Annotated in this window: 23 protein-coding genes and 1 riboswitch; of the genes, 11 read left to right on the top strand and 12 right to left on the bottom strand. The window is 74.2% G+C overall.

Translation table 11 applies throughout. The annotated features are described in order from the left end of the window. Nucleotides 1–163 precede the first annotated feature (163 nt). Nucleotides 164–311: riboswitch (cyclic di-AMP (ydaO/yuaA leader) on the top strand. Between the two features lie 5 nt (nucleotides 312–316). Continuing rightward, nucleotides 317–1,180 carry a LysM peptidoglycan-binding domain-containing protein gene (locus ABTY59_RS14915; protein WP_352019334.1) on the top strand — a complete coding sequence of 288 codons (864 nt, stop codon included), beginning with the start codon at nucleotides 317–319 and terminating at the stop codon, nucleotides 1,178–1,180. On the opposite strand, the gene ABTY59_RS14910 is transcribed toward ABTY59_RS14915, so the two are convergent. Together ABTY59_RS14910 and ABTY59_RS14905 are read right to left on the bottom strand one after the other, a co-directional pair. Beyond that, entirely contained in the window at nucleotides 1,164–2,468 is a 1,305-nt protein-coding gene (locus ABTY59_RS14910) for a phosphoribosyltransferase family protein (RefSeq protein ID WP_352019333.1), read from the bottom strand. The two genes, ABTY59_RS14915 and ABTY59_RS14910, sit on opposite strands and share 17 nt — an antisense overlap. 236 nt (nucleotides 2,469–2,704) lie before the next feature. Next, nucleotides 2,705–3,469, bottom strand: coding sequence for an alpha/beta fold hydrolase (locus ABTY59_RS14905; protein WP_352019332.1), 765 nt, complete (start codon nucleotides 3,467–3,469; stop codon nucleotides 2,705–2,707). 196 nt (nucleotides 3,470–3,665) lie between these two features. On the opposite strand from ABTY59_RS14905, the gene ABTY59_RS14900 reads away from it, so the two are divergent. From ABTY59_RS14900 to ABTY59_RS14890, 3 genes are all read left to right on the top strand, one after another. Then, complete coding sequence (locus tag ABTY59_RS14900; RefSeq protein ID WP_352019331.1) at nucleotides 3,666–6,179, top strand: SpoIIE family protein phosphatase; 2,514 nt, start codon at nucleotides 3,666–3,668, stop codon at nucleotides 6,177–6,179. A 267-nt stretch (nucleotides 6,180–6,446) separates the two neighbouring features. Beyond that, nucleotides 6,447–6,695 carry a type B 50S ribosomal protein L31 gene (locus ABTY59_RS14895; protein WP_352019330.1) on the top strand — a complete coding sequence of 83 codons (249 nt, stop codon included), beginning with the start codon at nucleotides 6,447–6,449 and terminating at the stop codon, nucleotides 6,693–6,695. Between the two features lie 147 nt (nucleotides 6,696–6,842). Next, on the top strand, nucleotides 6,843–7,679 hold the full coding sequence (locus ABTY59_RS14890) for an SDR family oxidoreductase (protein WP_352019329.1): 837 nt from the start codon (nucleotides 6,843–6,845) through the stop codon (nucleotides 7,677–7,679). 186 nt (nucleotides 7,680–7,865) lie between these two features. Here ABTY59_RS14890 and ABTY59_RS14885 read toward each other — a convergent pair whose 3' ends face one another. The 3 genes from ABTY59_RS14885 to ABTY59_RS14875 all read right to left on the bottom strand — a co-directional run bounded on the left by ABTY59_RS14885 (nucleotide 7,866) and on the right by ABTY59_RS14875 (nucleotide 9,382). Then, on the bottom strand, nucleotides 7,866–8,369 hold the full coding sequence (locus ABTY59_RS14885; protein ID WP_352019328.1) for a peptidylprolyl isomerase: 504 nt from the start codon (nucleotides 8,367–8,369) through the stop codon (nucleotides 7,866–7,868). A gap of 123 nt (nucleotides 8,370–8,492) precedes the next feature. Continuing rightward, a complete protein-coding gene (locus ABTY59_RS14880; RefSeq protein ID WP_352019327.1) occupies nucleotides 8,493–8,705 on the bottom strand; it encodes a hypothetical protein in 213 nt (70 codons plus the stop codon). Nucleotides 8,706–8,716: 11 nt separating this feature from the next. Beyond that, complete coding sequence (locus ABTY59_RS14875; protein ID WP_352019326.1) at nucleotides 8,717–9,382, bottom strand: DUF6629 family protein; 666 nt, start codon at nucleotides 9,380–9,382, stop codon at nucleotides 8,717–8,719. Between the two features lie 117 nt (nucleotides 9,383–9,499). Between ABTY59_RS14875 and ABTY59_RS14870 the strand changes: the two genes are divergently transcribed. Next, nucleotides 9,500–10,021, top strand: coding sequence for an AMIN-like domain-containing (lipo)protein (locus ABTY59_RS14870; protein WP_352019325.1), 522 nt, complete (start codon nucleotides 9,500–9,502; stop codon nucleotides 10,019–10,021). Nucleotides 10,022–10,072: 51 nt separating this feature from the next. Here the strand turns inward: ABTY59_RS14870 and ABTY59_RS14865 are convergent, their stop codons facing one another. The 3 genes from ABTY59_RS14865 to ABTY59_RS14855 form a co-directional block, all read right to left on the bottom strand. Further along, nucleotides 10,073–10,567, bottom strand: a complete 495-nt coding sequence (locus tag ABTY59_RS14865) for an NUDIX domain-containing protein (RefSeq protein ID WP_352019324.1) — start codon at nucleotides 10,565–10,567, stop codon at nucleotides 10,073–10,075. 155 nt (nucleotides 10,568–10,722) lie between these two features. Continuing rightward, nucleotides 10,723–11,403 (bottom strand): response regulator, encoded by a 681-nt coding sequence (locus tag ABTY59_RS14860; protein WP_352019323.1) that lies wholly within the window; start codon nucleotides 11,401–11,403, stop codon nucleotides 10,723–10,725. After that, nucleotides 11,400–12,677: a sensor histidine kinase gene (locus ABTY59_RS14855; RefSeq protein ID WP_352019322.1), complete on the bottom strand. Its 1,278-nt coding sequence runs from the start codon at nucleotides 12,675–12,677 to the stop codon at nucleotides 11,400–11,402. The genes ABTY59_RS14860 and ABTY59_RS14855 overlap by 4 nt, the downstream gene beginning before the upstream one ends. Before the next feature lie 133 nt (nucleotides 12,678–12,810). On the opposite strand from ABTY59_RS14855, the gene ABTY59_RS14850 reads away from it, so the two are divergent. Together ABTY59_RS14850 and ABTY59_RS14845 are read left to right on the top strand one after the other, a co-directional pair. Next, complete coding sequence (locus tag ABTY59_RS14850; RefSeq protein ID WP_352019321.1) at nucleotides 12,811–13,719, top strand: ABC transporter ATP-binding protein; 909 nt, start codon at nucleotides 12,811–12,813, stop codon at nucleotides 13,717–13,719. Then, nucleotides 13,716–14,561: an ABC transporter permease family protein gene (locus tag ABTY59_RS14845; protein WP_352019320.1), complete on the top strand. Its 846-nt coding sequence runs from the start codon at nucleotides 13,716–13,718 to the stop codon at nucleotides 14,559–14,561. The genes ABTY59_RS14850 and ABTY59_RS14845 overlap by 4 nt, the downstream gene beginning before the upstream one ends. Before the next feature lie 3 nt (nucleotides 14,562–14,564). On the opposite strand, the gene ABTY59_RS14840 is transcribed toward ABTY59_RS14845, so the two are convergent. Beyond that, nucleotides 14,565–15,422, bottom strand: a complete 858-nt coding sequence (locus ABTY59_RS14840; protein ID WP_352019319.1) for a YhjD/YihY/BrkB family envelope integrity protein — start codon at nucleotides 15,420–15,422, stop codon at nucleotides 14,565–14,567. Between the two features lie 162 nt (nucleotides 15,423–15,584). On the opposite strand from ABTY59_RS14840, the gene ABTY59_RS14835 reads away from it, so the two are divergent. After that, nucleotides 15,585–16,172 (top strand): histidine phosphatase family protein, encoded by a 588-nt coding sequence (locus ABTY59_RS14835; RefSeq protein WP_352019318.1) that lies wholly within the window; start codon nucleotides 15,585–15,587, stop codon nucleotides 16,170–16,172. A 50-nt stretch (nucleotides 16,173–16,222) separates the two neighbouring features. Here ABTY59_RS14835 and ABTY59_RS14830 read toward each other — a convergent pair whose 3' ends face one another. Next, a complete protein-coding gene (locus ABTY59_RS14830) occupies nucleotides 16,223–16,699 on the bottom strand; it encodes a winged helix-turn-helix transcriptional regulator (RefSeq protein WP_352019317.1) in 477 nt (158 codons plus the stop codon). Between the two features lie 98 nt (nucleotides 16,700–16,797). Between ABTY59_RS14830 and ABTY59_RS14825 the strand changes: the two genes are divergently transcribed. Continuing rightward, nucleotides 16,798–17,289, top strand: a complete 492-nt coding sequence (locus ABTY59_RS14825; protein ID WP_352019316.1) for a PaaI family thioesterase — start codon at nucleotides 16,798–16,800, stop codon at nucleotides 17,287–17,289. Nucleotides 17,290–17,308: 19 nt separating this feature from the next. Here the strand turns inward: ABTY59_RS14825 and ABTY59_RS14820 are convergent, their stop codons facing one another. Together ABTY59_RS14820 and ABTY59_RS14815 are read right to left on the bottom strand one after the other, a co-directional pair. Then, entirely contained in the window at nucleotides 17,309–17,674 is a 366-nt protein-coding gene (locus ABTY59_RS14820; RefSeq protein ID WP_352019315.1) for a luciferase domain-containing protein, read from the bottom strand. Between the two features lie 244 nt (nucleotides 17,675–17,918). Beyond that, nucleotides 17,919–19,094 (bottom strand): PP2C family protein-serine/threonine phosphatase, encoded by a 1,176-nt coding sequence (locus ABTY59_RS14815; protein WP_352019314.1) that lies wholly within the window; start codon nucleotides 19,092–19,094, stop codon nucleotides 17,919–17,921. 181 nt (nucleotides 19,095–19,275) lie between these two features. Between ABTY59_RS14815 and ABTY59_RS14810 the strand changes: the two genes are divergently transcribed. Together ABTY59_RS14810 and ABTY59_RS14805 are read left to right on the top strand one after the other, a co-directional pair. Then, nucleotides 19,276–20,145, top strand: a complete 870-nt coding sequence (locus ABTY59_RS14810) for an AAA family ATPase (protein ID WP_352019313.1) — start codon at nucleotides 19,276–19,278, stop codon at nucleotides 20,143–20,145. 71 nt (nucleotides 20,146–20,216) lie between these two features. After that, nucleotides 20,217–21,629, top strand: a complete 1,413-nt coding sequence (locus tag ABTY59_RS14805) for a vWA domain-containing protein (RefSeq protein ID WP_352019595.1) — start codon at nucleotides 20,217–20,219, stop codon at nucleotides 21,627–21,629. The last annotated feature ends 11 nt before the right edge of the window (nucleotides 21,630–21,640 follow it).

Here is a 21,640-nt window from a genome sequence, read left to right as displayed (position 1 = left end):
AAGGAAGTTCGACACCGCCCGAGCGGCATCGATCTTGAATTACCCGAATTCCGTGATCCATTTCCGGATACCCGGCATCCACTCCTCTTGTTATCCGTCGCATTACTGGCCTACGGTCACCTCCATTCGAGCGGAACGCCCAATCCTGCCGCCGCTCGGCACACCTCCCTTTTCACCCGACGGCAGGAGCGGGGGACCCACGAATACGCCGTTCCGCACTCCGGAACGGCTCGGGGTGAAGCCGCGTGCGCGCGGCCGGACATCTCCCGTCCGAACCCGACAGCTCACCCCGCAGGCGCCGGAGAGGAAACCCGTCATGCCTGCTCACGGTAAGCACCGCCGTCCCCGCCTCGGCCACGTCTCCCGCGGCCTCGCCCTGGTCGGCACCGGTGGCGCCGCGCTGACCCTGCCGCTCATCGCCTCGGCCGTCGCCAGTGCGGCGCCCGTGTCCGCCGCCCCGCAGATCGCCGTCAAGGCGCCCGCCGTGGCAGTCACGGCCAAGGCCCCCGCCGCCACGCACACCTACACCGTGGTGAGCGGCGACTCGCTTTCCCTGATCGCCCACAAGAAGGGAATTCAGGGCGGCTGGAAGAGCCTTTACCAGACGAACAAGACCGCCGTGGGTGACAATCCGTCACTCATTCGCCCCGGCCTTGAACTGACGATTCGTCTGGATTCCGCGAAGGCCGCGCCCGCCAAGGCGAAGAAGTCCGCCGCGACCGAGCGGGCGAACCGCTCCGCGCACCGCTCGGCCGCCCCCGCCGTGGCCACCGGGACCGGCTCGTCCGCCGCCGCGGCCGCACCCGCCGTCGCCCTCCCCTCCGCCGTCAAGGCTGCCCCGGCCGCCGCCACCAACTACGCGGACAACCTCGACGGCTGGATCCGCGAGTCGCTGGCCATCATGGGCCAGCGGGGCATCCCCGGGTCCTACGACGGGATCCACCGCAACATCATGCGCGAGTCCTCCGGCAACCCCCAGGCCATCAACCTCTGGGACTCCAACGCCGCCGCCGGCACCCCCTCGAAGGGCCTGCTCCAGGTCATCGAGCCGACCTTCCTCGCCTACCACGTGCCCGGCACGTCCCTGGACCTGTTCGACCCGGTCGCCAACATCACCGCCGCCTGCAACTACGCGGCCGACCGCTACGGCTCCATCGACAACGTCAACTCGGCGTACTGACCGCCCGCCGCCGGAAGTGACCGGCGAACCAGGAGGTGGCGAGGTCCGCCACCTCCTCCAGGGCGCCGGGTTCCTCGAAGAGGTGCCCGGCGCCCCCCACGACGGCCAGCCTGTTCTCACAGCGCAGCAGCGCCAGGGCACGCCGGTTGAGATCCAGGACCAGCGCGTCCGCGCCGCCCACCACCAGGAGCGTCGGAGCGCGCACCCGGGCCAGGTGCTCGGCCGCCAGGTCCGGCCGGCCGCCGCGCGAGACGACGGCGCTCACCGGGGACGCGGGATCGCCCGCCGCCCACAGCGCGGCGGCGGCACCCGTGCTCGCGCCGAAGTACCCCAGCGGAAGACCGGTGCTCTCGGGCCGCGCCGCCAGCCACTCCGTGGCCCCGGCGAGCCGCCCGGCCAGGAGCGGGGTGTCGAAGACGTGCGCCCGGTCCGTCGCCTCCGCCTCCGTCAGCAGGTCGAACAGCAGCGTCCCCAGGCCCGCCCGATGCAGCGCCGCGGCCACCGCCCGGTTCCGCGGACTGTGGCGGCTGCTGCCGCTGCCGTGGGCGAACAGCACGACGCCTCGCGCGTCCTCGGGAACCGCCAGCCGCCCGCCGAGGCGGACGCCGCCGACCGGGATCCTGACGTCCGTGTCCCGGACGACCGGGACGCGCGCCGTCCGGTTCCGCTCCAGACAGGCGACGACCTCGGCGTCCGGGGTCTGTGAGAAGTCCCGGTAGAACTGCCCGATCGCGAAGAACAACTCCGGCGCGTGCACGCTCACCGTCTCGTCGGCCTCGCCGCCGAGGCGCGTGGTCCAGCCGCGCGGTGCCACCGGGACGGCGAGGACGATCCGGGCGGCACCCCTGGCCCGTACCACCCGGCAGGCCGCCAGTGCCGTGGCGCCCGTGGCCAGCCCGTCGTCGACCACGACGACCGTCCGCCCGTCGAGCGGCACGGAGGGCCGGCTGCCCCGGTAGCGCAGGCCACGCTGGTCGAGTTCGGCGTGCTCCCGCTCCTCCACCGCCGCGAGGTCGCGGTCGCCCACACGGGCCTCGCGGAGCACGCGCTCGTTGAGGACCCGCACGCCGCCCTCGCCGAGCGCCCCCATCGCGAGCTCCGGCTGGTGGGGCACCCCCAGTTTCCGCACGAGACAGATGTCGAGCGGCGCGTCGAGGGCCTCGGCGACCTCCACCGCCACCGGCACGCCGCCCCGGGGGAGCCCGAGGACCACGACGTCCTGGCCCTTGAGGTGGTCCAGCCGGTCGGCGAGCTGCCGCCCCGCGTCCGTACGATCGCTGAAGAACATGGTCCCGCCGCCCTTCCGCCTGCGCGGCCCGGGCCCCGGGGAGGAACGGTGTGACCTCGTCCCCGGCCCGTCCCTCCAGGGTAGAGCGCCACGACCGGTGGGCGGACGGCCACCGGCCCGACCGGGGCCCGGACCCCGGACCGGTCGGCGGGCGGCGCAGCGGCCGGGTAGAAAGTCGTCACGTCCGTCGACCTTCGGATGAGGTCCCGCGGCGGGGGCCGTCAGGCACGGGGCCGTCAGGCGCCGAGGAAGGCCTCGATGGCTTCGGCCAGGGCCTCCGGGGTCTCCTCGGGGGCGTAGTGACCGGCGTCCTTGAGGACCGCGAGGCGCGCGTTGGGGTACCAGCGCAGCCAGGTGGCCTCCATCGCCTCGGTGCCGAGCGCGGGGTCGTGGGCGCCGACCACGAGCAGGACGGGGACCGGGTTGTCCCGGACGCGCTCGTGGAAGTCGGTGCCGGACCAGGAGTCCAGATAGGCGCGGAAGGCGGTGGCCGAGGAGCGCGTGACGGAGCGGTCGACGAGCGCGCTCAGCCAGGCGTCGTCATGGCGTCCGCCGGTGGTGTTGTCGATGATCGTGCGCCGGTGGGCCGGTTCGTCGGCGGCGCCCGCGAAGAGCTCCCAGGTCTCCCCGTCGAGCGGGAAGCCGGCGGCCGAGACCGGGGAGACGCCGATGATCGAGCGGATCCGGTCGGGGGCGTCGAGGAGCATGAGCTGAGCCGCCTTGCCGCCCATCGAGTGGCCGATGACGGAGAAGGAGTCCCAGCCGAGGTCGTCGGCGACCGCGAGGGCGTCGGCCGCGACCTCCTCCATCGTGTAGGCGCCGGGGTGGTCGAGGGCGTCGCCGTAGCCCCGGCAGTCGACGAAGGCGTACGAGCCGACCGCGCCGTCCAGATGGGCGCGGAGCGGGGCGAAACTGGTGCGGTCGCCGAACCAGTTGTGCAGCACGAGGGCCCTCCCGGGGCCTTCGCCGTGTACGTCGTACGGAAGAACCTGGCCCGTCATCGTGCCCCCTGCTCGCGAGGTCGTGGCGCCGCACCCCGATGGCGGCGGTCGACGACCGAGTGTGACGGTGCGGACGCGTGGGGTCAACACCGCCGGTCGGGGCACGGGGAGCCTCCCTGCCACGGGCCGCATCGGATCGCCGCCGCCCGTCGGATCCGGGATGCGGGTCCTTTCGCGGCGGGGGCATGCTGGCTGTGTGACCTCGCACGGCACGTCCGGCCCCGGCCCGGCGGGCGGCACCGGGCCCCCGCCCGGGAGCGGAGCCGACGACAGGCCCGCTCCGGGCGCGCTGACGTGGGCGCTCACGGAGGCGTCGGTCGCGGCGGTGGAGGACGTCGGAGGCTACGCGGGCGGCGTGTACCTGCGCTCCGGCACCCCCGGACTGCTCCGGATGGCGGTGGTGGTGGGGCTGCCGGGTTCCCTGCTGCGCCCGTGGTGGCGGATGCACGCGAACCGGCCTTTCCCCGTGGCCGAGGTGCACCGCTCGGGGCAGTCGGTCCACCTCGCCGACGTCGAAGAGGCCATGCGCCGCTTCCCGCAGCTGGTGGCCAGCCTCCCCTTCCCCTTCTCCTCGCTGTACGCGCCGGTGGTCGCCGGCCGCGAGCGCTTCGGCGTGCTCGTGGCGCTTCGCCCGCCGACCCCGGGTGAGCCGGTGGACGCGCGGGACAGGAACCGGATGACCCGGGGCGGGCTGCGCCTGGGCGAGGCCCTGGCCGATCTGGACCGGCGGGGGACGACCGTCGAATGGCCCGGCGACCCGGTGTGCGTCCAGCTGCCCACCACCGCGGGACCTCCGGTCCGGTTCGGCTCCTTCGTCTGGGACGTGGACGCGGGCACGGTCGTCCTCGACGACGGGCTGCTCGCCATCCTGGGGGCGGGAGTCGTCTCGCCCTGCTCGATCGAGGCGCTGACGTCCCTGCTCGCTCCCGAGGACGGCTACGCCCTGTGGGCGGCGGCGCGGCAGGCCACGGGCCCGGACGGACGGCCGTCGGTCCGCAGGATCCGCCTCAGGGGCCCGGACGGCGGCCTCCACCTCCTGGAGGTGTCCTCGCGCGCGGCCGGCTCCGGCAGCGGCGGACGCCTCGAAGGCACGCTCGTGGACCTGGGGACGGGCCTGGTCGGCTCGGACGCGACGGACCGGCTGCCGCGCGCGATCCTGGCCGTCGACCGGCTGGCCCGGGTCACGTACGTCAACGAGCGCACGGAACGCCTGCTGGGCCGGCCGCGCGCGGCGCTGGCGGGGCGGACGCTGTGGGAGGCGCTGCCCTGGTTCGGTCACCCCGTCCACGAGGAGCAGCTGCGCGCCGCTCTGCTCTCCGGCGAACCCGTGCACTTCCTGGCCCACCCCGACCGGGGCCGCTGGCTGTCCGTCTCGCTCCACCCGGGCCGGGACGGGGTGACGATGGTGCTGATCCCCGAGGAGGATCCCGCTCCGCTCACGCCCCCTTCCGCGAGCGCTCAGCGGATGGAGCACGTGCTGTCCTCGCCCGGCGACAAGGCGGCGGCGCTGTACCGGCCGGTGGCACTGGCGATCGCCCTGTCCGAGGCGGTGACGGCCCGCCAGGTGTCTGCGGTGGTGACGGAGGAGCTGCTGCCGGCTTTCGGCGGACGTCAGCTGGCGATCTACCTGCTCAGCGACCGGCGCCTCTATTTGGCCTGGGAGACGGGGTTCCCGACGGGCTTCCTCGAACCCTTCGACGGAGTGGCCCTGGACTCCCATGTGCCGGGCGTGGAGACCCTGACGACCGGCAGACCGCTCTTCTTCGAGTCGATGGAGCAGTTGGGGCGCGCCTACCCGGACCTTCCGATGGACGCGGAATCGGGCGCACGGGCCTTCCTGCCCCTGATCGCCTCGGGCCGCCCGGTGGGGTCCTGCATCCTCGGCTTCGACTCGCCGCGCGGCTTCAGCCCGGAGGAGCGGACCGTGCTCACGGCGCTCGCGGGGCTGATCGCGCAGGCTCTGGAGCGGGCCCAGCGGTACGACACGGAGTCGGCGGTCGCGCGCGGGCTGCAGGACGCGCTGCTCCCGCACCGCCTGACGGTGCGGGACGGTGTGGACACGGTGGGCCGCTATCTGCCGGGCACGCAGGGCATGGACGTGGGCGGCGACTGGTACGACGTGATCGAGACGGGCCAGGGGCAGCTCGCCCTGGTGATCGGGGACGTACAGGGACACGGGGTGGCGGCCGCGGCCACTATGGGGCAGCTGCGCAGCGCCGTGCGGGCGTTCGCGCTGGGCGGGCACCGGCCGCAGGACGTGATGCGGGGAACCAACCGGCTGCTGATCGACCTGGACCCCGGCCAGTTCGCGAGCTGTTGCTACGTCCTGCTCGACCCGGACACGGGCGAAGCGCGCGCGGTGCGGGCGGGGCATCCGCAGCCGCTGCTGCGGATGCCGGACGGGACGACGACGGAAGTGGAGCTGGCGGGCGGGATGGTGCTGGGCGTGGACGAGCGGGCCTCGTACCCGGTGACGCGGCTGCGGCTGGCGCCGGGGGCCGTACTCGCCCTGTTCACGGACGGGCTGGTCGAGCGGCCCGGCAGGGACATCGACGAGGGGATCGAGCGGCTCGGCAACGCCTTCGCGGTGACGGGCGCGCTGCCGCTCGCGGAGACGGCCGACCGGCTGATCCGGGAGGCGCGGGCGGCCACGTCCCGGCCGGACGACATCGCGCTGCTGCTCGCGGCCCGCTGGCCGGAGGGCGCCTGAGCCCGGCGGGCCCGGAGCGGCCCGGCGGCCGGAGGAGTCCTGGGCCGGACGCGTACGGAGCGGCTCGGCGGCCGGGGAAACCCTGGGCCGGACGCGTACCGAGCGGCACGGCGGCCGGGGAAACCCTGGGCCGGACGCGTACCGAGCGGCCCGGCGCGTTCACCCGGTCGGGCCCGTGACGCTGGTCGGGGGCCGTGGGCGCGGGGAGGCTGGGGGTGCCGCGCCGATCAGGCCGGACGAGCCAGGGCGACAGCCCGAGGAGGACACGTGCAGAAGGACAAGCAGCCCGAGTACGGCCCCGTGGTCTTCCGTGACCGCTCGGCGGGGTACGCGTTCCTGACCCGGTCGACCGCGACCAGCGACCGGACCATCGAGTGGGACGACGGGAACACCTACCCGGTGATCGACGTCGAGATCTCCTCCGAGAGCCACCCGTTCTACACGGGTACGGCGCGGACGGTGGACTCCGAGGGGCGGATCGCCAAGTTCCAGCGCCGTTTCGGCGAGGAGGACTGAGCCTCGGAAGGCTCCCACGGGAAGCCCTTCCCACGGGAAGCCCTTCCCGAAGTGGCCGGAAGATGACCGGTTCACCTTCCAGGATGGGGTCATGAGGGCGGCGGGGCGCTCACGCTCCGCCACGGACTTCCCTGGAGGGGAACAGCTGTGATCGTGGTGACCGGAGCGACGGGCAACGTCGGACGACCGCTGGTGGAGCTGCTGGCCACGGCCGGCGAGAAGGTGACGGCGGTGAGCCGCCGTCCGGCCGAGGGCCTGCCCGCCGGCGTGGCGCACCGGCAGGGGGATCTGGCCGATGTCGACGGCCTGAGGGGCCTGTTCGAGGGCGCCGAGGCCGTGTACCTGCTGGTGGCGGGGCTCGGCGCCGAGCTGCGTCCGCGCGAGATCGTGGCGGCGGCGGTGGACTGCGGGGTGCGGCGGATCGTGTTCCAGTCCTCGCAGTTGGTGGGGACGCGGACCGATTCGGTGTCGCACGAGGTCCTGCGGGCGTTCGAGACGGCCGTACGGGAGTCGGGCGTCGCGTGGACCGTGCTGCGGCCGGGCGGCTTCGCGTCCAACGCGTTCCTGTGGGCCGGGCCCGTGCGCTCCGCGCGCGTCGTGGAGGCCCCGTTCGCCGATGTGGCGCTGCCCGTGGTGGACCCGTGGGACATCGCCGAGGTCGCGGCCGCCGCGCTGCGGGACCCGGAGCACACGGGGCGGACGTACGTCCTGACCGGTCCGGTCGCGGTCTCGCCGCGCGAGCAGGCGCTGGCCCTGGCCGACGTGGTGGGCGCCGCGGTGCGGTTCGTGCCGCAGAGCGCGGGCGAGGCGCGGGAGGCGCTGGTCCGGTTCCTGCCGGAGGAGGCCGTCGACGGCATGCTGTCGGTGATGGGCGAGCCCCTCGCGGACGAGCGGCGGGTGAGCCCCGACGTGGAGCGGGTGCTCGGGCGTGCGCCCCGGTCCTTCTCGGCGTGGGCGCGTCGGAACGCGTTCGCCTTCGCGTGAGGTTCGCCTGAGGGAGGCCCGGCGGCACACGCCGGCACCAGGGGCGCGTACGAGGGCCCCTTCGACGCGCGAGACGGCCGCCGACACGGCGGAGGCGGGGAGCCGGCCCCGATGGACCGCGTTCCCCGCCCCGCCGGGTGGGTGAGTCGAGGGCGCCGGGCCCTCACCCGGATGTCACGAAGGCGATCAGGCCTCGGACTTCACGATGCCGGACTCGGCGACCTTGATGGTGGCCTTGGTGGCACCGGACGCGGAGCCGAGGGACTCGATCTTCTTGACCAGGTCCTGGCCCTCGACGACCTCGCCGAAGACGACGTGCTTGCCGTCGAGCCAGTCGGTGACGATCGTGGTGATGAAGAACTGCGAGCCGTTGGTGTTCTTGCCGGCGTTCGCCATCGAGAGCAGGAACGGGCGGTCGTGCTTCAGGTCGAAGTTCTCGTCCGCGAACTTCTCGCCGAAGATGCTCTTGCCGCCGGTGCCGTTGCCCCGGGTGAAGTCACCGCCCTGGAGCATGAACTGCGGGATGACGCGGTGGAACGGGGAGCCGGCGTAGCCGAAGCCGTGCACGCCGGTCGCGAGCTCGCGGAAGTTCTGCGCCGTCTTCGGGACGACCTCGTCGAAGAGCTTGAAGGTGATGCGGCCCGCGGGCTGGTCGTTGATGGTGATGTCGAAGTAAACGTTGTCGCTCATGAGGACATCCTGTCATTAGTCACGCACGGCGCGCGCACGGGCCGCCTCCTCCCGGGGCACGGTGTGCCGGTGCCCCGGGTTCCGCCGGGAGTGCGGGGCACCGGTCGCCGCGGGGGACGGAGGTCAGAGCAGTCCGCCGCCCGGCTGGTTCTGGAGGGCGTTCCCGGCGCCCTGGACGGTGTCGTGGAGGACGGTCGGGGCCTGGTCGTCCTGGAGGAGGCCCGTGGTGCCGGCCAGGGGGCTCTCGGTGGCGCTGGCCTGCGGCGGCGGGGTGACGATGGCGGTGACGACACCGGCGGCGAGGGAGGCGATGGCGAGCATGCTGCGCTTCTTCATGACCGGGTCAACTACTGAGTCGCCGTGGGGTTACGGTCGGCCGGGCCCGGATCGGCCGTCGCGCTCGCTCGTGCCCGTCCTCTGATCCAGGCGAACAGCAGCAGCGAGGCCGCCGCCGCGAGGGCGCACCAGGTGGAGACGAACGCCGTGCGCCACAGGACGGCGCAGACGGCCGCGCCGATGCCCGTGAGGAGCCCGAGGACCCGCAGGAGCCGGTCGCGGGCGAGGAGCAGGGCACCGACGGTGGCGAGCAGGTACCCGGCCATGACCAGTGGCGCGTGCGGCGGGTCGACGGCGTATCCGAGGGTGTGCCCGCGGATCTCGGCCGAGACGGGCCGGGTGGCGAGGCGGTGCGCGAGGACGACGGCGGTCGCGAGGCCGACGACGAGCGGCGGGAGGGAGCGCCGCCGGTCGGCGGGGCGGGCGGCGGTCAGGACGCCGAGCGGCACCCACACGGGCAGCAGGGGGAGGGCGATCACCGCCCAGGCGAGGGTGGCGGACCCGGCGCCGCCGCCGGCGTCCCAGACGGCGGCCTCCACGATCTGGTGGGCCCCGAGGAGCAGGGGCAGCGCGGCGAGCGGCGCGTCCCCGGGACGGCGTACGGAGGCCAGCGAGGCCACGCCGACCGCGCCGATCCCGAGCCCGGCCCAGAAGTCGGCGGTCGCACTCCAGCACATGGCGAACTTTTACCCGATAAATCCCATATCTGCATGTACAACCAGGAACCGTATGGTTGTTCTGTATGTCTCCATCAGTGACGCCTCTGTCCTCGGAAAGCACCATGGGAGGACGTCATGCATCACCGCCACAGCCTCGCAGCCGTCGCCGCGGGAATCCTGCTCACCGCCGGCATCGGCGCCACGGTCCCGGCGGGCGCGGCCAACGCCCCGACCCTGACCGCGTCGCCCCCGGCCACGGCCCTGGTCGTCAACGCCCGCTGGGGCGGCCACGCCACCTTCGACCGGCTCGTGATCGACGTCCGGGGCAAGCTGCCCCCGGTCACCGTCCATCAGGTCCGCTCGCTCCACTACGACGGATCCGGAGAGCGGGTCCCGCTGGCGGGGAGGTACTTCCTGGAGATCAGGCTGTCCCCCGCCGCCGCGCACGACGACGCCGGCCGGTCCGTCTACCACGGCCCCCGGCTGGTGAAGATCCACCTGCCCGCGCTCAAGGGGGTCGCCCTGACCGGCGACTTCGAGGGCGTGGTGACCATCGGAGCCGCCTTCGACACCAAGCCCCAGGTCAAGACCTTCCGGCTGCACGCGCCGGAGCGGTTCGTCGTCGACATCGCCCACCCCGTGGGCTGCCGGGCCTGACCCGCCCGGGAGGGGGCCCGTCAGGACCGACGGCCCCCTCCCCCTCGCCTCTCAGGTCCCGCTCTCCACGTACACGGTCGACCCGGTCCTCCGTGCCCGGTCGACCTCGGCGAGGCGGGCGAACTCGCGCGGGTTCATCTCCCGTTCCCACTCGTCGAGGGTGCGCAGGCGGTATTCGCTGTGCTCCGCCGGATCGAGGACGACGGCGGCGATCTGCTCGTCCGTCAGCTCGCCGCCGTCGAAGATGAAGCCGATGTGGTTGGCCGGCCAGTCGTCGCCGCGGTCGGTGACGAAGTGGGTGGCGAGGAGGCGCGGCTCCCCGGCGAAGTCGAGCCCGGTCTCCTCCCTGCACTCGCGCACGGCGGTCTCCCAGGGGGTCTCCCCCGGGTCCATGTTGCCGCCCGGCCACTGCCACAGCTCGGGCGTGTAGCTGGCCCGGAGCTGGAAGGGGCGGCCTGTGGTGTCGGTGAAGTAGAGACAGGCGTACGCCGTCGCTCTCGGCAGGGTGTCGACGTACTCGGCGGGCGGCAGCCAGGTGTTCGCCATGGGCGGCTCTCTCTCGACGGACCGGATGGGTCCCTTCCATCCAAGCGGTCCGGGGCGGCCCGGCCGGCGGCTCGCGAGTGGATCACCGGATCGTGTGAGCCCGCCCGAGCGGGGCGGTGGCCGTGACCACGGCCGCACCGGGGCCGCCGGAGCCGTCAGGAAGCCGAGGCCAGGCCCGTCTCGTACGCGATGATCACGAGCTGCACGCGGTCGCGGGCGTCCAGCTTGGAGAGCAGCCGGGTCACATAGGTCTTCGCGGTGGCGATGCTGATGTGCAGTTCGCCGGCGATCTCGGCGTTGGACAGCCCTCGCCCGACGAGGGTGAGGACCTCGCGCTCGCGGACGGTGATGCCCTCGACGCGGCGGCGCGGGGCGGCGGGCGCGGTCCTGGGGCGGTCGGTGAACTCCTTGATGAGGCGCCGGGTGACGCTGGGCGCGATGAGGGCGTCGCCGGAGGCGACGACACGGACGGCGGCGAGGATGTCGTCCAGGGCCATGTCCTTGACGAGGAACCCGGACGCGCCCGCGTGGAGCGCCGCGTACACGTGGTCGTCGTCGTCGAAGGTGGTGAGGACGACGACACGCGCGCCCGTGGGGCCCTCGGTGATGATCCGGGTGGCCTCGATGCCGTCCGTACCGGGCATCCGCAGGTCCATGACGACCACGTCGGCTTCGGTCTCCTCGACGAGCCGGACGGCCTCGGCGCCGTTCGCGGCCTCGCCGGCCACGACGAGGTCCCGCGTGTCGGTGATGACCATTCGGAGCGCCGTGCGCACCAGGGGCTGGTCGTCGGCGAGGACGACGCGGACCGGCCGCTCGACGGTGGTCTCGCTCATGGCGTGGTGTCTCCTGTGGGCAGGGGAAGGCGGGCGGTGACGCGGAAGCCGCCGCCGGGGCGGGGTCCCGCGGTGAACTCTCCGTGCAGCACGGCGACGCGTTCCCGCATCCCGGTCAGGCCGTATCCGGAGCCGGGGCCGGGGTTCACGCGCGCGTGGCCGGGGACGGGGCCGCCGTCCTCGACGGTGACGGCGAGGGAGTCGGGCCCGCGGTGGTCGACGGTGACCGTGCAGGAGCCGGCGCCCGAGTGCCGTACGACGTTGGTGACGGCCTCCTGGACGATCCGGAAGGCGGAGAGGTCGATGTCCGGCGGCAGCGGGCGCGGGGCGCCGGCGACGCGGACGGCGACGCGCACGCCGGCGTTTCCCGTCAGTTCGGCGAGCCGGTCGAGGGCGCCCAGGCCCGGCATCTCGGGGAGACCCCGGACCTCGGCGGAGGTCTCAGTGCTCCCGGAGGCGGCGGGGCCCGGCTCGGGCCGCTCCTGCGCGTCCGTGCCCGGCGTGCGCAGGGCGCCGAGCATCCGGCGCAGACCGGCGAGGGTCTCGCGGCTCGCGGTCTCGATCTCGCCGAGGGCCTGCCGGGCCCCTTCGGGCTGGGTGTCGATGACCCGGCGGGCGGCGCCGGCCTGGAGGGCGACGATCCCGATGCTGTGGGCGACCGTGTCGTGCATCTCCCGGGCGATCCGGAGGCGTTCGGTGGTGACGGCCTGCTCGGCGGCCTGGGCGCGACTGCGCTCCGCGTACTCCCGGGCCTGGCCCTCCGAGCGGCCGAGCAGCCAGGCCACGAGGGCGGCCAGGGCGACCGCCAGGGTGCCGGTGGTGCCCGCGGGCCAGCCGCAGAGCGCGCGGACGGCCAGGTAGGCGACGAGCAGGCCCTCGGCGAGAAGGAGCGCACGCCGGGCTTCCCGGCCGGGGCGGGAGGCGGCGATGGCGTAGAGCGCGACGTCGACCGCGAGGTACTGGGCGAAGGGGATGGCGGTGACGCCGAGGGGAGTCGAGGCGATGACCGGGGCGACGAGGAGGTGGTTGAGGGCGCTGGTCGGACGCCGGGCCAGAAGAGCGCTCCCGCGCAGCGTGAGGAGCGTACCGACGCTCAGCATGAGGAGGCCGTCCCAGCGCAGGATGACGAATCCGGGCAAGACCTCCGGTCCCTCCTGGCCGGGCACCCGCATCCGGAGGAGGGCGGTGAAGACGATGCCCAGGCCCCAGGCGACGGCGGCCCAACCACCGGGCGTGACCCTCTTGTGGAACGCTGCTGACGGGGTGGCGGACATGCGGTGATCGTAATCGGGGGCCGTGGCACGGGGCATCGGACCACGGGTGTACGACCCGGGGCGACAGGGACCCCGCCGATTGTCCGTGCTGGTCCGATGCCCGGCGCGGGGGCCTGACGGCACGGTGGTGCACATGATCGAAGTCAGGGAACTCACCAAGCGCTACGGCGCCGCCACCGCGGTCGACGCGCTCACCTTCACCGTCCGGCCCGGCCGGGTCACCGGCTTCCTCGGGCCCAACGGCTCGGGCAAGAGCACCACGCTGCGCATGGTCCTCGGCCTGCACGCGCCGACGAGCGGTTCGGTGACGGTCGACGGGCGGCCCTTCACGGACCGGCCGCGCGGCCTGCGGCACGTGGGCGCGCTCCTCGACGCCGGTGACGCGCACGGCGGCCGGACCGCACGGGCGCATCTGGCGGTGCTGGCGCGCAGCAACCGCATCCCGCTGTCCCGGGTGGACGAGGTCCTGGAGGAGGTGGGTCTCGCGGGGGCGGCCGGGCGCCGGATCGCCGGGTACTCGCTGGGCATGCGGCAGCGGCTCGGCATCGCCGGAGCGCTGCTCGGCGACCCGCCGGTGCTCCTGTTCGACGAGCCGCTGAACGGCCTCGACCCGGAGGGCGTGAAGTGGGTGCGGGGACTGTTCCGGCGGCTCGCCGCCGAGGGGCGCACGGTGTTCGTGTCGAGCCATCTGATGACGGAGATGGAGCACACGGCGGACGAGCTGGTCGTCATCGGCCGGGGCGCGCTGATCGCGGCGGAGAGCCTCACGGAGTTCGCGGCGCGCGGCAGGCGGCAGAGCGTCACGGTCGGCACCCCCGACCGGGCCGGGCTGACGGCGCTGCTCCTCGCGGAAGGCGCCGAGGTCGAAGAGGAGGCCGGCCGGCTGACGGTGACGGGGCTCCCGGCCGCCCGCATCGGTGAACTGGCCCTGGAGCACCGGGTGCTGCTCGACCAGCTGACGACCCGTACGGCCTCCCTGGAGGAGGCCTTCATGGAACTGACCGCCGACAGCGTCGAGTACCTGGCAGGAGAAGCCCGATGACGACCCTCGACCTCCCCGTGCCGCCCGTGGTGGAGCCCCGTGCCCGTTTCCGCGACCTCGTGGGGTCGGAGTGGCTGAAGCTGTGGTCGCTGCGGTCGACGGGGTGGTCCCTGCTGCTCGCCGCGCTCGCCGTGGTCGCCTTCAACTTCGGCACCGCCTGGGACCACTACCGCTATTTCCTCCAGTACGACGCGGCGAGCCGGGCCGACTTCGTGGCGCACGACATGGCGCTGTGGGACGCCTTCACGTACAACGGGGCGCTCGTCCTGATCCTCGCCTCGGCGGCCATGGGCGCCGTCACGGTGGTCGGCGAGTACGGCAGTGGCCTGATCCGTACGACGTTCACCGCCGTCCCGGCACGGGGAGCGCTCATGGCGGCGAAGGTGCTGGTCGTGACGGTGGTGCAGGCGCTGTTCGGCGCGGTCGTCGCGGGGGCCTCCTTCTGGTCTACCCAGGCGATGCTGTCGGCCCGTGACGTCGGGCTGCCGATCACCCATCCCGGAGCGCTGCGGATCGTCGTGGCCTCGGCGTCGCTCGCCCCGGTGTGCGCGGTGGCCGGGATGGCGGTCGGCGCACTGCTGCGGCGGAGCGCGGTCTCCGTCGTGGGGGCGTTCGTCCTGCTCCTGCTGCTGCCCGCGGTGCTCTCGGACCGGCGTCACCTGACCGCCGTCCTGGCCCACGCGACCCCGCTGCACGCCTGGGAGCGGCTCGCGGACGCGGGACCTCCCGGGTCCGGTGAGCCGTTCCCGTGGTCGGCGGGCGGGGCGTGGCTGGTGTACGCGCTGTGGGCGCTGGGCGGGGCGGTGGTGACGGTCCTCGCGGTGCGGGGCCGGGACCAGTAGGGCTCACACCGGGTGCCGCAGCCTGCGGCGCACGAGGTGTTCGTGGACCAGACGTCCGACGAGGGCGCCTCCGTACACGACGAAGCCGACGCCGACGAGCCAGGACTGGAGGACGAGCACGGTGCCGAACTGACCGTACGTCACGGCGTTCGAGGCGATCAGCGGGGAGAAGACCAGCTGCGAGAAGATCCGCAGCCCGAGGAGCCCCAGTGCGGTGAGGACGGCTCCGGGAGCGAGGGCGCGCCAGCGGATGCGGCCGCAGAGCAGGAAGCGCTGCGACCACCAGAAGAAGACGAAGGTGCCGAGGAGGTCGCCGAGGGCGACGACCGTGGTGACGCCCGCCGACGCGTTCTCCGGTGCCGGGAAGGCGACGAAGAGCAGTAGGGCGGCGACGAGGACGGCGAGCCAGACGACGTGCCGCCACATGGTGTGCCAGCGGGCGGTGGGGAGGTCCCAGGCCCGCTCGTACCCCGTCTGCACGGCGGAACCGAAGGTGACGCCGAACGCGGCGAGGGCGGCGAGGCCGAAGGCCGTGGTGCGTTGGAGAGCCTGTCCCGGCTGCCCGAAGAGCTGCTCGACCTCCTCCTCCGATACGTCGGAGACGCCGAGGCCCTGGACCAGCCAGCGTGCGAAGCCCTGGCCGCTGGCGAGGTCGGCCGCGGCCACGACGATGAGCAGGGGGACGAGGGTGAGCAGGCTGAGCGCCGCGAAGCCCATGGCGCGGTGCATGAGTTCCATGGCCCGGCCGCGGCTCCAGGCGAGGCCGACGGAGGAGGCGAGGACGCGCGCGTGGAGTCGTGCGAACCAGTGGCCGTGTTCGGCGGGGGCACCGTCGCGCGGCGGACCGGGTGTGGAGGGCATGCCTGGTGAGGTACCCGGCCGGGCCCGGGGACTCGCAGGGGTGGGGCCGAACGGGTGGGTCGGACGAGAGCCCCGCTCGTCCGGAGCGCCGGCCGTGGACGGCTGCAGCGCGGGTGGGAAATCCGCCTCGACGTGGCACGAGAACCGCTAGCCTGCACGGCCATGGGGGAGCTGATGGTGATCAGACACGGCCAGACCGAGTGGAGCCTGTCGGGCCGGCACGCCGGCCGGACCGACGTCGCGCTGACCGAAGCGGGCGAGGCTTCGGCGCGCGCCCTGGCTCCGAGACTGGCCCGGCGTCCTCTGGCCGCCGTGTTCAGCAGCCCTCTGAGCCGTGCCGTGCGGACGGCGGAGCTCGCCGGCCTGACCGGCGTCGAGACCGATCCCGACCTGCGGGAGTGGGACTACGGCGGCTACGAGGGCCTGACCGCCGAGCAGATCCGTGCGCAGAGGCCGGGCTGGGACCTCTGGCGCGACGGTGTCGTTCCCGGTGACGCCGACCACCCCGGTGAGGCGCTCGCCCAGGTGGCCGCCCGTACGGACGCGGTGCTCGACCGCATCCGGCCGCTGTTGGACGGGGGTGATGTCGCCGTGGTCGCGCACGGCCACCTGGCGCGCGTGCTCACCGTGCGCTGGCTCGGCCTCGACGCGAGCGCGAGCCGGCTGCTCGGCCACCCGCATCCGGGCACGCTCGCCTTCCTGGCCGTGGAGGACGGACAGCCCGTCATCTCGGCCTGGAACGTGCCGTAGGGACGGACCGGGACCCGAAGTGCGGTGCGCGGGACCCGGGTCGGCGGGACTCAGCCGGTCCGGCGGGGCCGGGCGGCCGGGCCGGGGCGGACGGTGACGTCGCGGGGCGTGAGGACGGTCGGTTCGTGGCCCTCGCACTGGACGACGACGCGGACGGGGGCGTCGCAGCCGGTGTGCCGGATGTCGAGGACGTGCCCGTCCGGCTCACCCGCGTGGGTGTCGCCCCACTGCTTGAGGGCGAGGAGCACGGGCCACAGGTCGACGCCCTTGCGGGTGAGCCGGTACTCGTGGCGGGTGCGGGCGCCCGGTTCGCGGTAGGGCTCGCTCCGTAGGACGCCGGCGGCGACGAGCTTGCGGAGGCGGTCGGCGAGGACGGCCTCCGAGAGGCCGAGGTGCCGGCGGAACTCGTCGTACCGGCGCACCCCGTTGAAGGCGTCCCGCAGGATGAGCAGGCTCCATTTCTCGCCCACGATGTCCAGGGCACGGCCGACCGGGCAGTTCTCGGTATCCGTGTCCAGCCAGTTCATGCGCCCACTGTAGCCACCTGGCTCTGTCGTTGACAGTCAGCTGACGCGAAAGCTAGCTTCGGTGTACAGAGTCAGCTGTTCTTCGGAGTGGAGTGGTGATGGGGCGGTCACGCACGGTCGAGTGGGAGGACGCCGGGGCCACCGCGCGCGCCTCGACGTCGATGGCGGGCATCGACTTCCTGCGGGAGATCGTGTCGGGCAGGCTGCCGGGACCGCCGATCGCCGCCCTGCTGGGCTTCTCCCTCGACGAGGTCGAACCGGGGCGCGCGGTCTTCGCGCTCGAACCGGGCGAGGAGCACTACAACCCGATCGGCAGCGTGCACGGCGGGGTGTACGCGACCCTGCTCGACTCGGCCGCCGGCTGCGCGGTCCACAGCACGCTCCCGCAGGGCATGGCGTACACCTCGCTCGACCTGTCGACCCGCTTCCTCCGCCCGATCACGATGGACACGGGCAAGATCCGGGCCGTCGGCACGGTGCTGTCGCGGGGGCGCCGCACGGCGCTGGCGGAGGCCGGCCTGTACGACGCGGAGGACCGGCTCCTCGGTCACGCGACCAGCACCTGCATGCTGTTCCCGATCCCCGCGTAGGGACCACGGGTTCGGCGGATCAGCAGATGCCGGTGACCGGACGGGTGCGGGTGCAGCCGTCCGGTGCCACGTCGGGCACGCCGTTGGCCTGGAGGGCGGCGCTCACCAGCGTCGCGAGCAGGTCGATGTCGGAGCCCATGTCCAGCCGGACCGTCACCCAGCCCGACCCCGCCCGCAGCCGGACGGCACTCGATCCGAGGAGGGCCGGGCGCAGCTTCGCGACCATGGCCCGGGTGAGGTGGACGTCCGCCTCGTGTTCGCCGTGGAAGTGGACGATCTCCTGCGTCCCGGTGCCCAGTCCGAGCTCGGCGCCGCAATGGGCGCGGCCGGGGGTCAGCGAGGGCCAGCTCATCAGACGTTCACTGGCATGCCTGGCCGTGTTCATACGAGGAGCGTGCCGGGCCCGGGGGCCGCGCACAAGCGTCCTGCCGGAAGAATCCCGCCGTGGCGAGAAACAGACCGTCGAGACGGCCCGTGTGACCGTGCGTCACCACTGCACGGGGCACGGGAGTGACCGTGCGTCACTCCGGACACTCCGACGGACGCGCGTCGGCGTCATGCGGCCGGGCGCGTGCGGATGCGGGCCCACGTCGGCGCCGGGCGGGCACGGATACGGGCCCGCGTCGGCGTCATGCGGCCGGGCGGGCACGGATACGGGCCGCGAGGACGGCCACGTCGTCCTCCGCGTGAGGGGCGTCGAGACGGCGGAGCACCTCCTCGACGACCTGCTCGGGACCGGAGTCGGCGGGGAGCCGGAGCGCGGCCAGCCGGGCGAGCGAGACATCGATGTCCTCCCCGCGCCGCTCCACGAGGCCGTCCGTGAAGAGCAGCAGGGTCTCGCCCGGGGTGAGCGGGCGCGTCGTGGGCTCGTAGCCCCCGACGCCGGTTCCCAGCGGCGGCCCCACCGGGAGGTCCACGAGCGAGGCGGAGCCGTCCGCGCCGAACACGGCGGGCGGCAGGTGCCCGGCACTGGCGAAGGTGGCGGCGCTCCGGGCGGGATCGACCCGGACGAGCAGACAGGTGGCGGGCCTGCGGGCGTCGTCCTCGGCGACCACCGCGTCGAGGTGGCGCAGCACCCGGTGGGGCGGAAGGTCGGTCTCGGCGACCTCGCGGAGCGCCGTGCGATAGGCGTTCATGTCCACGGCCGCGTCGAGCCCGTGGCCCATGACGTCGCCGACGACGAGCAGGCTGCGGCCGAAGTGGAGCCGCACGGTCTCGAACCAGTCGCCGCCCACCAGGGTGCGGGGACCCACCGGGAGGTAACCGCCCGCGACCTCCAGGTTGGGGTGCGGCCTGCCCGGTTCGGCCACGAGGGCGCGCTGGAGGTGGAGGGCGGTGTCCTCGGTCGCGGCGAGCCGTCGGGCGTGGCCGAGGTGGCGGGCGGCGAGCCGGGCCGCCTGCCGGAGCACCGCCGTCTCGCCGGCGGAGAAGTCGGGCCCTCCCGGGCGCAGGACGGTCACGGTCCCGAGGGGGGGCTCGTCGTGGACGGCGAGGGGCGCGGCGAGGCGGGGGGCGTCCCCTCCGGCGCTGTCCGCGGCCGCGCCGTCCCGGGTCCCGCGGTCCGGGCCCGCGCCCGCCGGCGACCGGCCTGCCGGGGCCTCCTCCGTTCCCGCCCGGGCCGCGCGTCCGGCCGGGCCGCCCTGCTCGTCGAGCAGGGCGACGGTCACGGAGCCATGGAGGTGGCGGGCGAGGAAGGCCGCGAGCTCGCGGCAGGTGGTCGTCTCGTCGAGCGTCGTGCCGATCTCGCCTATCGCCTCCTCCAGGGCCCGTGCCCTGGCCAGGAGGGCCTCGTCCCGTTCCGCCACGACACCTCCACCGCCGTGCGGGCCTCCGGGTGGCGTACCCGGTCCCCCCATTGCACCAGCGGCCGCCGCCCCGCGCGCGGCACGGAGCCGGGACGGGACGGTTGTGCGGTGGTGCCCGATCTGATCAAGTACAGCTGAGGCTACTGGCCAGTAAGACTTTCCGCTCCCCGGGGGGACAGACATGACGACCGGATTCTTCACCTCCGTCGACGACGTGGCCGAACGGCTCGCCGCGACCGGCTACCTGGCGTCGCCGGCCGTCGCCACCACCGTCTTCCTCGCCGACCGGCTGGGCAAGCCGCTGCTCGTCGAGGGCCCGGCGGGCGTCGGCAAGACCGAGCTGGCCAAGGCCGTCACCGCGGTCACGGGGGCCCGCCTGGTCCGCCTGCAGTGCTACGAGGGCGTCGACGAGTCCCGCGCGCTGTACGAGTGGAACCACGCCAAGCAGCTGCTGCGGATCACGGCCGGGCGCGGCGAGTCCTGGGACGAGACGCGGACGGACATCTTCGGCGAGGAGTTCCTGCTCCCCCGGCCGCTGCTCACCGCCATCCGGTCCGAGGAGCCGACGGTGCTGCTCGTCGACGAGACCGACAAGGCGGACGTCGAGGTGGAGGGGCTGCTCCTGGAGGTGCTCGGCGACTTCCAGGTGACCGTGCCCGAGCTCGGCACGATCACGGCGACGCGCCGCCCGTTCACCGTCCTCACCTCGAACGCGAGCCGCGAGCTGTCCGAGGCGCTCCGCAGGCGCTGTCTGTTCCTGCACATCGGCTTCCCCGAGGAGGAGCTGGAGCGCCGGATCGTCACGCTCAAGGTGCCCGGTCTCGATGCCGCGCTCGCCGCGTCCGTCGTCCGGGTCGTGGGGGCGCTGCGCGCGATGGACCTGCGGAAGGCGCCGTCCGTGTCGGAGACGGTCGACTGGGCCCGCACCCTGCTCGCGCTCGGCGCGGACCGGCTGGACGAGGGGGTCGTACGGGAGACCCTCGGCGTCCTCCTGAAGCACCAGGAGGACATCGTGAAGGCGACGGCCAAGCTCGACCTGGACGCGGTGTGAACGGGCCGGCGCCGGCCTCCGGCACGGCGGACGCGGGCGCTTCCGGCACGGCGGAACCGGGCCCCTCCGGCGTGCCCCAGGGCGCGGGCGGCACGGCCCTTCCCGGCGCGGCGCCCGCCGGGGCCGCGGAGCGGCTCACCGGACTCGTCGCGGCGCTGCGCGCGCACGGGTTCGGGATCGGCACCGGCGAGACCGTGGACGCCGGGCTCGCGCTCGAAGCGGTCGGCTTCACCGACCGGGAGCAGGTCCGGGAGGCGCTGGCGGCGACCCTGCTCCACGGGGAGGCCCGGCGGAAGGTGTTCGACCAGGTCTTCGACCTGTACTTCCCGCTCGGCGGCGCTCCGGGGGCGGCCGGGTCGTACGAGGACACCGCGGCGGACCTCGCGGCGCTCCGGGCCCGGCTGGCGGAGGCCCTCGCCGCGGGGGACGGCGCCGCGCTCGACCGGCTGGCGGCCGAGGCGGTGGGCGGCTTCGGCGGATTCGGCTCCGGTCCCGAGTCCGACGGCTGGTCCTCGTACCGGACGCTCTCCCGGCTGCGCCCCGAGACGCTGCTCGCGCGGGTGCGCGACCGGCTGCGGGCCGAGGCGGCGGTCTCGGGTCCGGAGTTCACCGACCGGCTCCTCGACGACGAGATCCGGCGGCGCATCGAGGCCTTCCGGGAGCGGGTGCGGTCCGAGGCCCGGCGGCGCGTCGCCGAGCGGCAGGGCCGTGACCGGGTCGCGCGGCGGGCGGTCGCGGGCACGGCGGACGGCGTGGACTTCCTGCTGGCCGGGCGGGCGCAGCTGGACGAGCTGCGGCGTACGGTGCGGCCGCTGGCCCGGAAGCTGGCCACCCGGCTCGCGGCCCGGCGGCGGCGTGCGGCGCGCGGGGAGATCGACCTGCGGCGGACCCTGCGCGGCTCGCTGTCGACCGGCGGTGTCCCGGTGCGCCCGGTCCTGCGGCAGCGTCGTCCCCGGCGCCCCGAGCTGGTCCTGCTGTGCGACGTGTCGGGGTCGGTGGCCGGATTCGCCCAGTTCACGATGCTGCTGGTGCAGGCCCTGCACGACCAGTTCAGCCGGGTGCGGGTCTTCGCGTTCGTCAACCGGGTCGACGAGGTCACCGGTCTGATCGCGCGGGACGCGGCGGACCCCGCCGGGCTCGGCGACCGGATCCTCGCGGAGGCGGAGCTCACCGGTTGGCACGGGCAGAGCGACTACGGGACGGCGCTCGGGGAGTTCGCCGAGCGGTACGCGGAGGCGATCGGCCCGCGCACGGTCGTCTTCGTCCTCGGCGACGCCCGCACCAACGGCGCCGATCCGAACCTCCCGGCGCTCCGGCTCGTCGCGGACCGCGCGCGCCGGGTCCACTGGCTCAATCCCGAACAGCCCTCGCTGTGGGGGACGGGCGACTCGGTGGCCCCGGCCTACGCGGAGCTCGTGGAGATGCGCCCGTGCCGCAACGCCCGCCAGCTGGGCGAGCTGATCGGCCGCCTGCTGCCGGTCTGAGGGCGGGCACC

Origin of the sequence: Streptomyces sp. NPDC096079 (assembly GCF_040303145.1) — a bacterium.
Taxonomy (GTDB): domain Bacteria; phylum Actinomycetota; class Actinomycetes; order Streptomycetales; family Streptomycetaceae; genus Streptomyces.
This window is presented reverse-complemented; position numbering and strand designations above follow the sequence as displayed.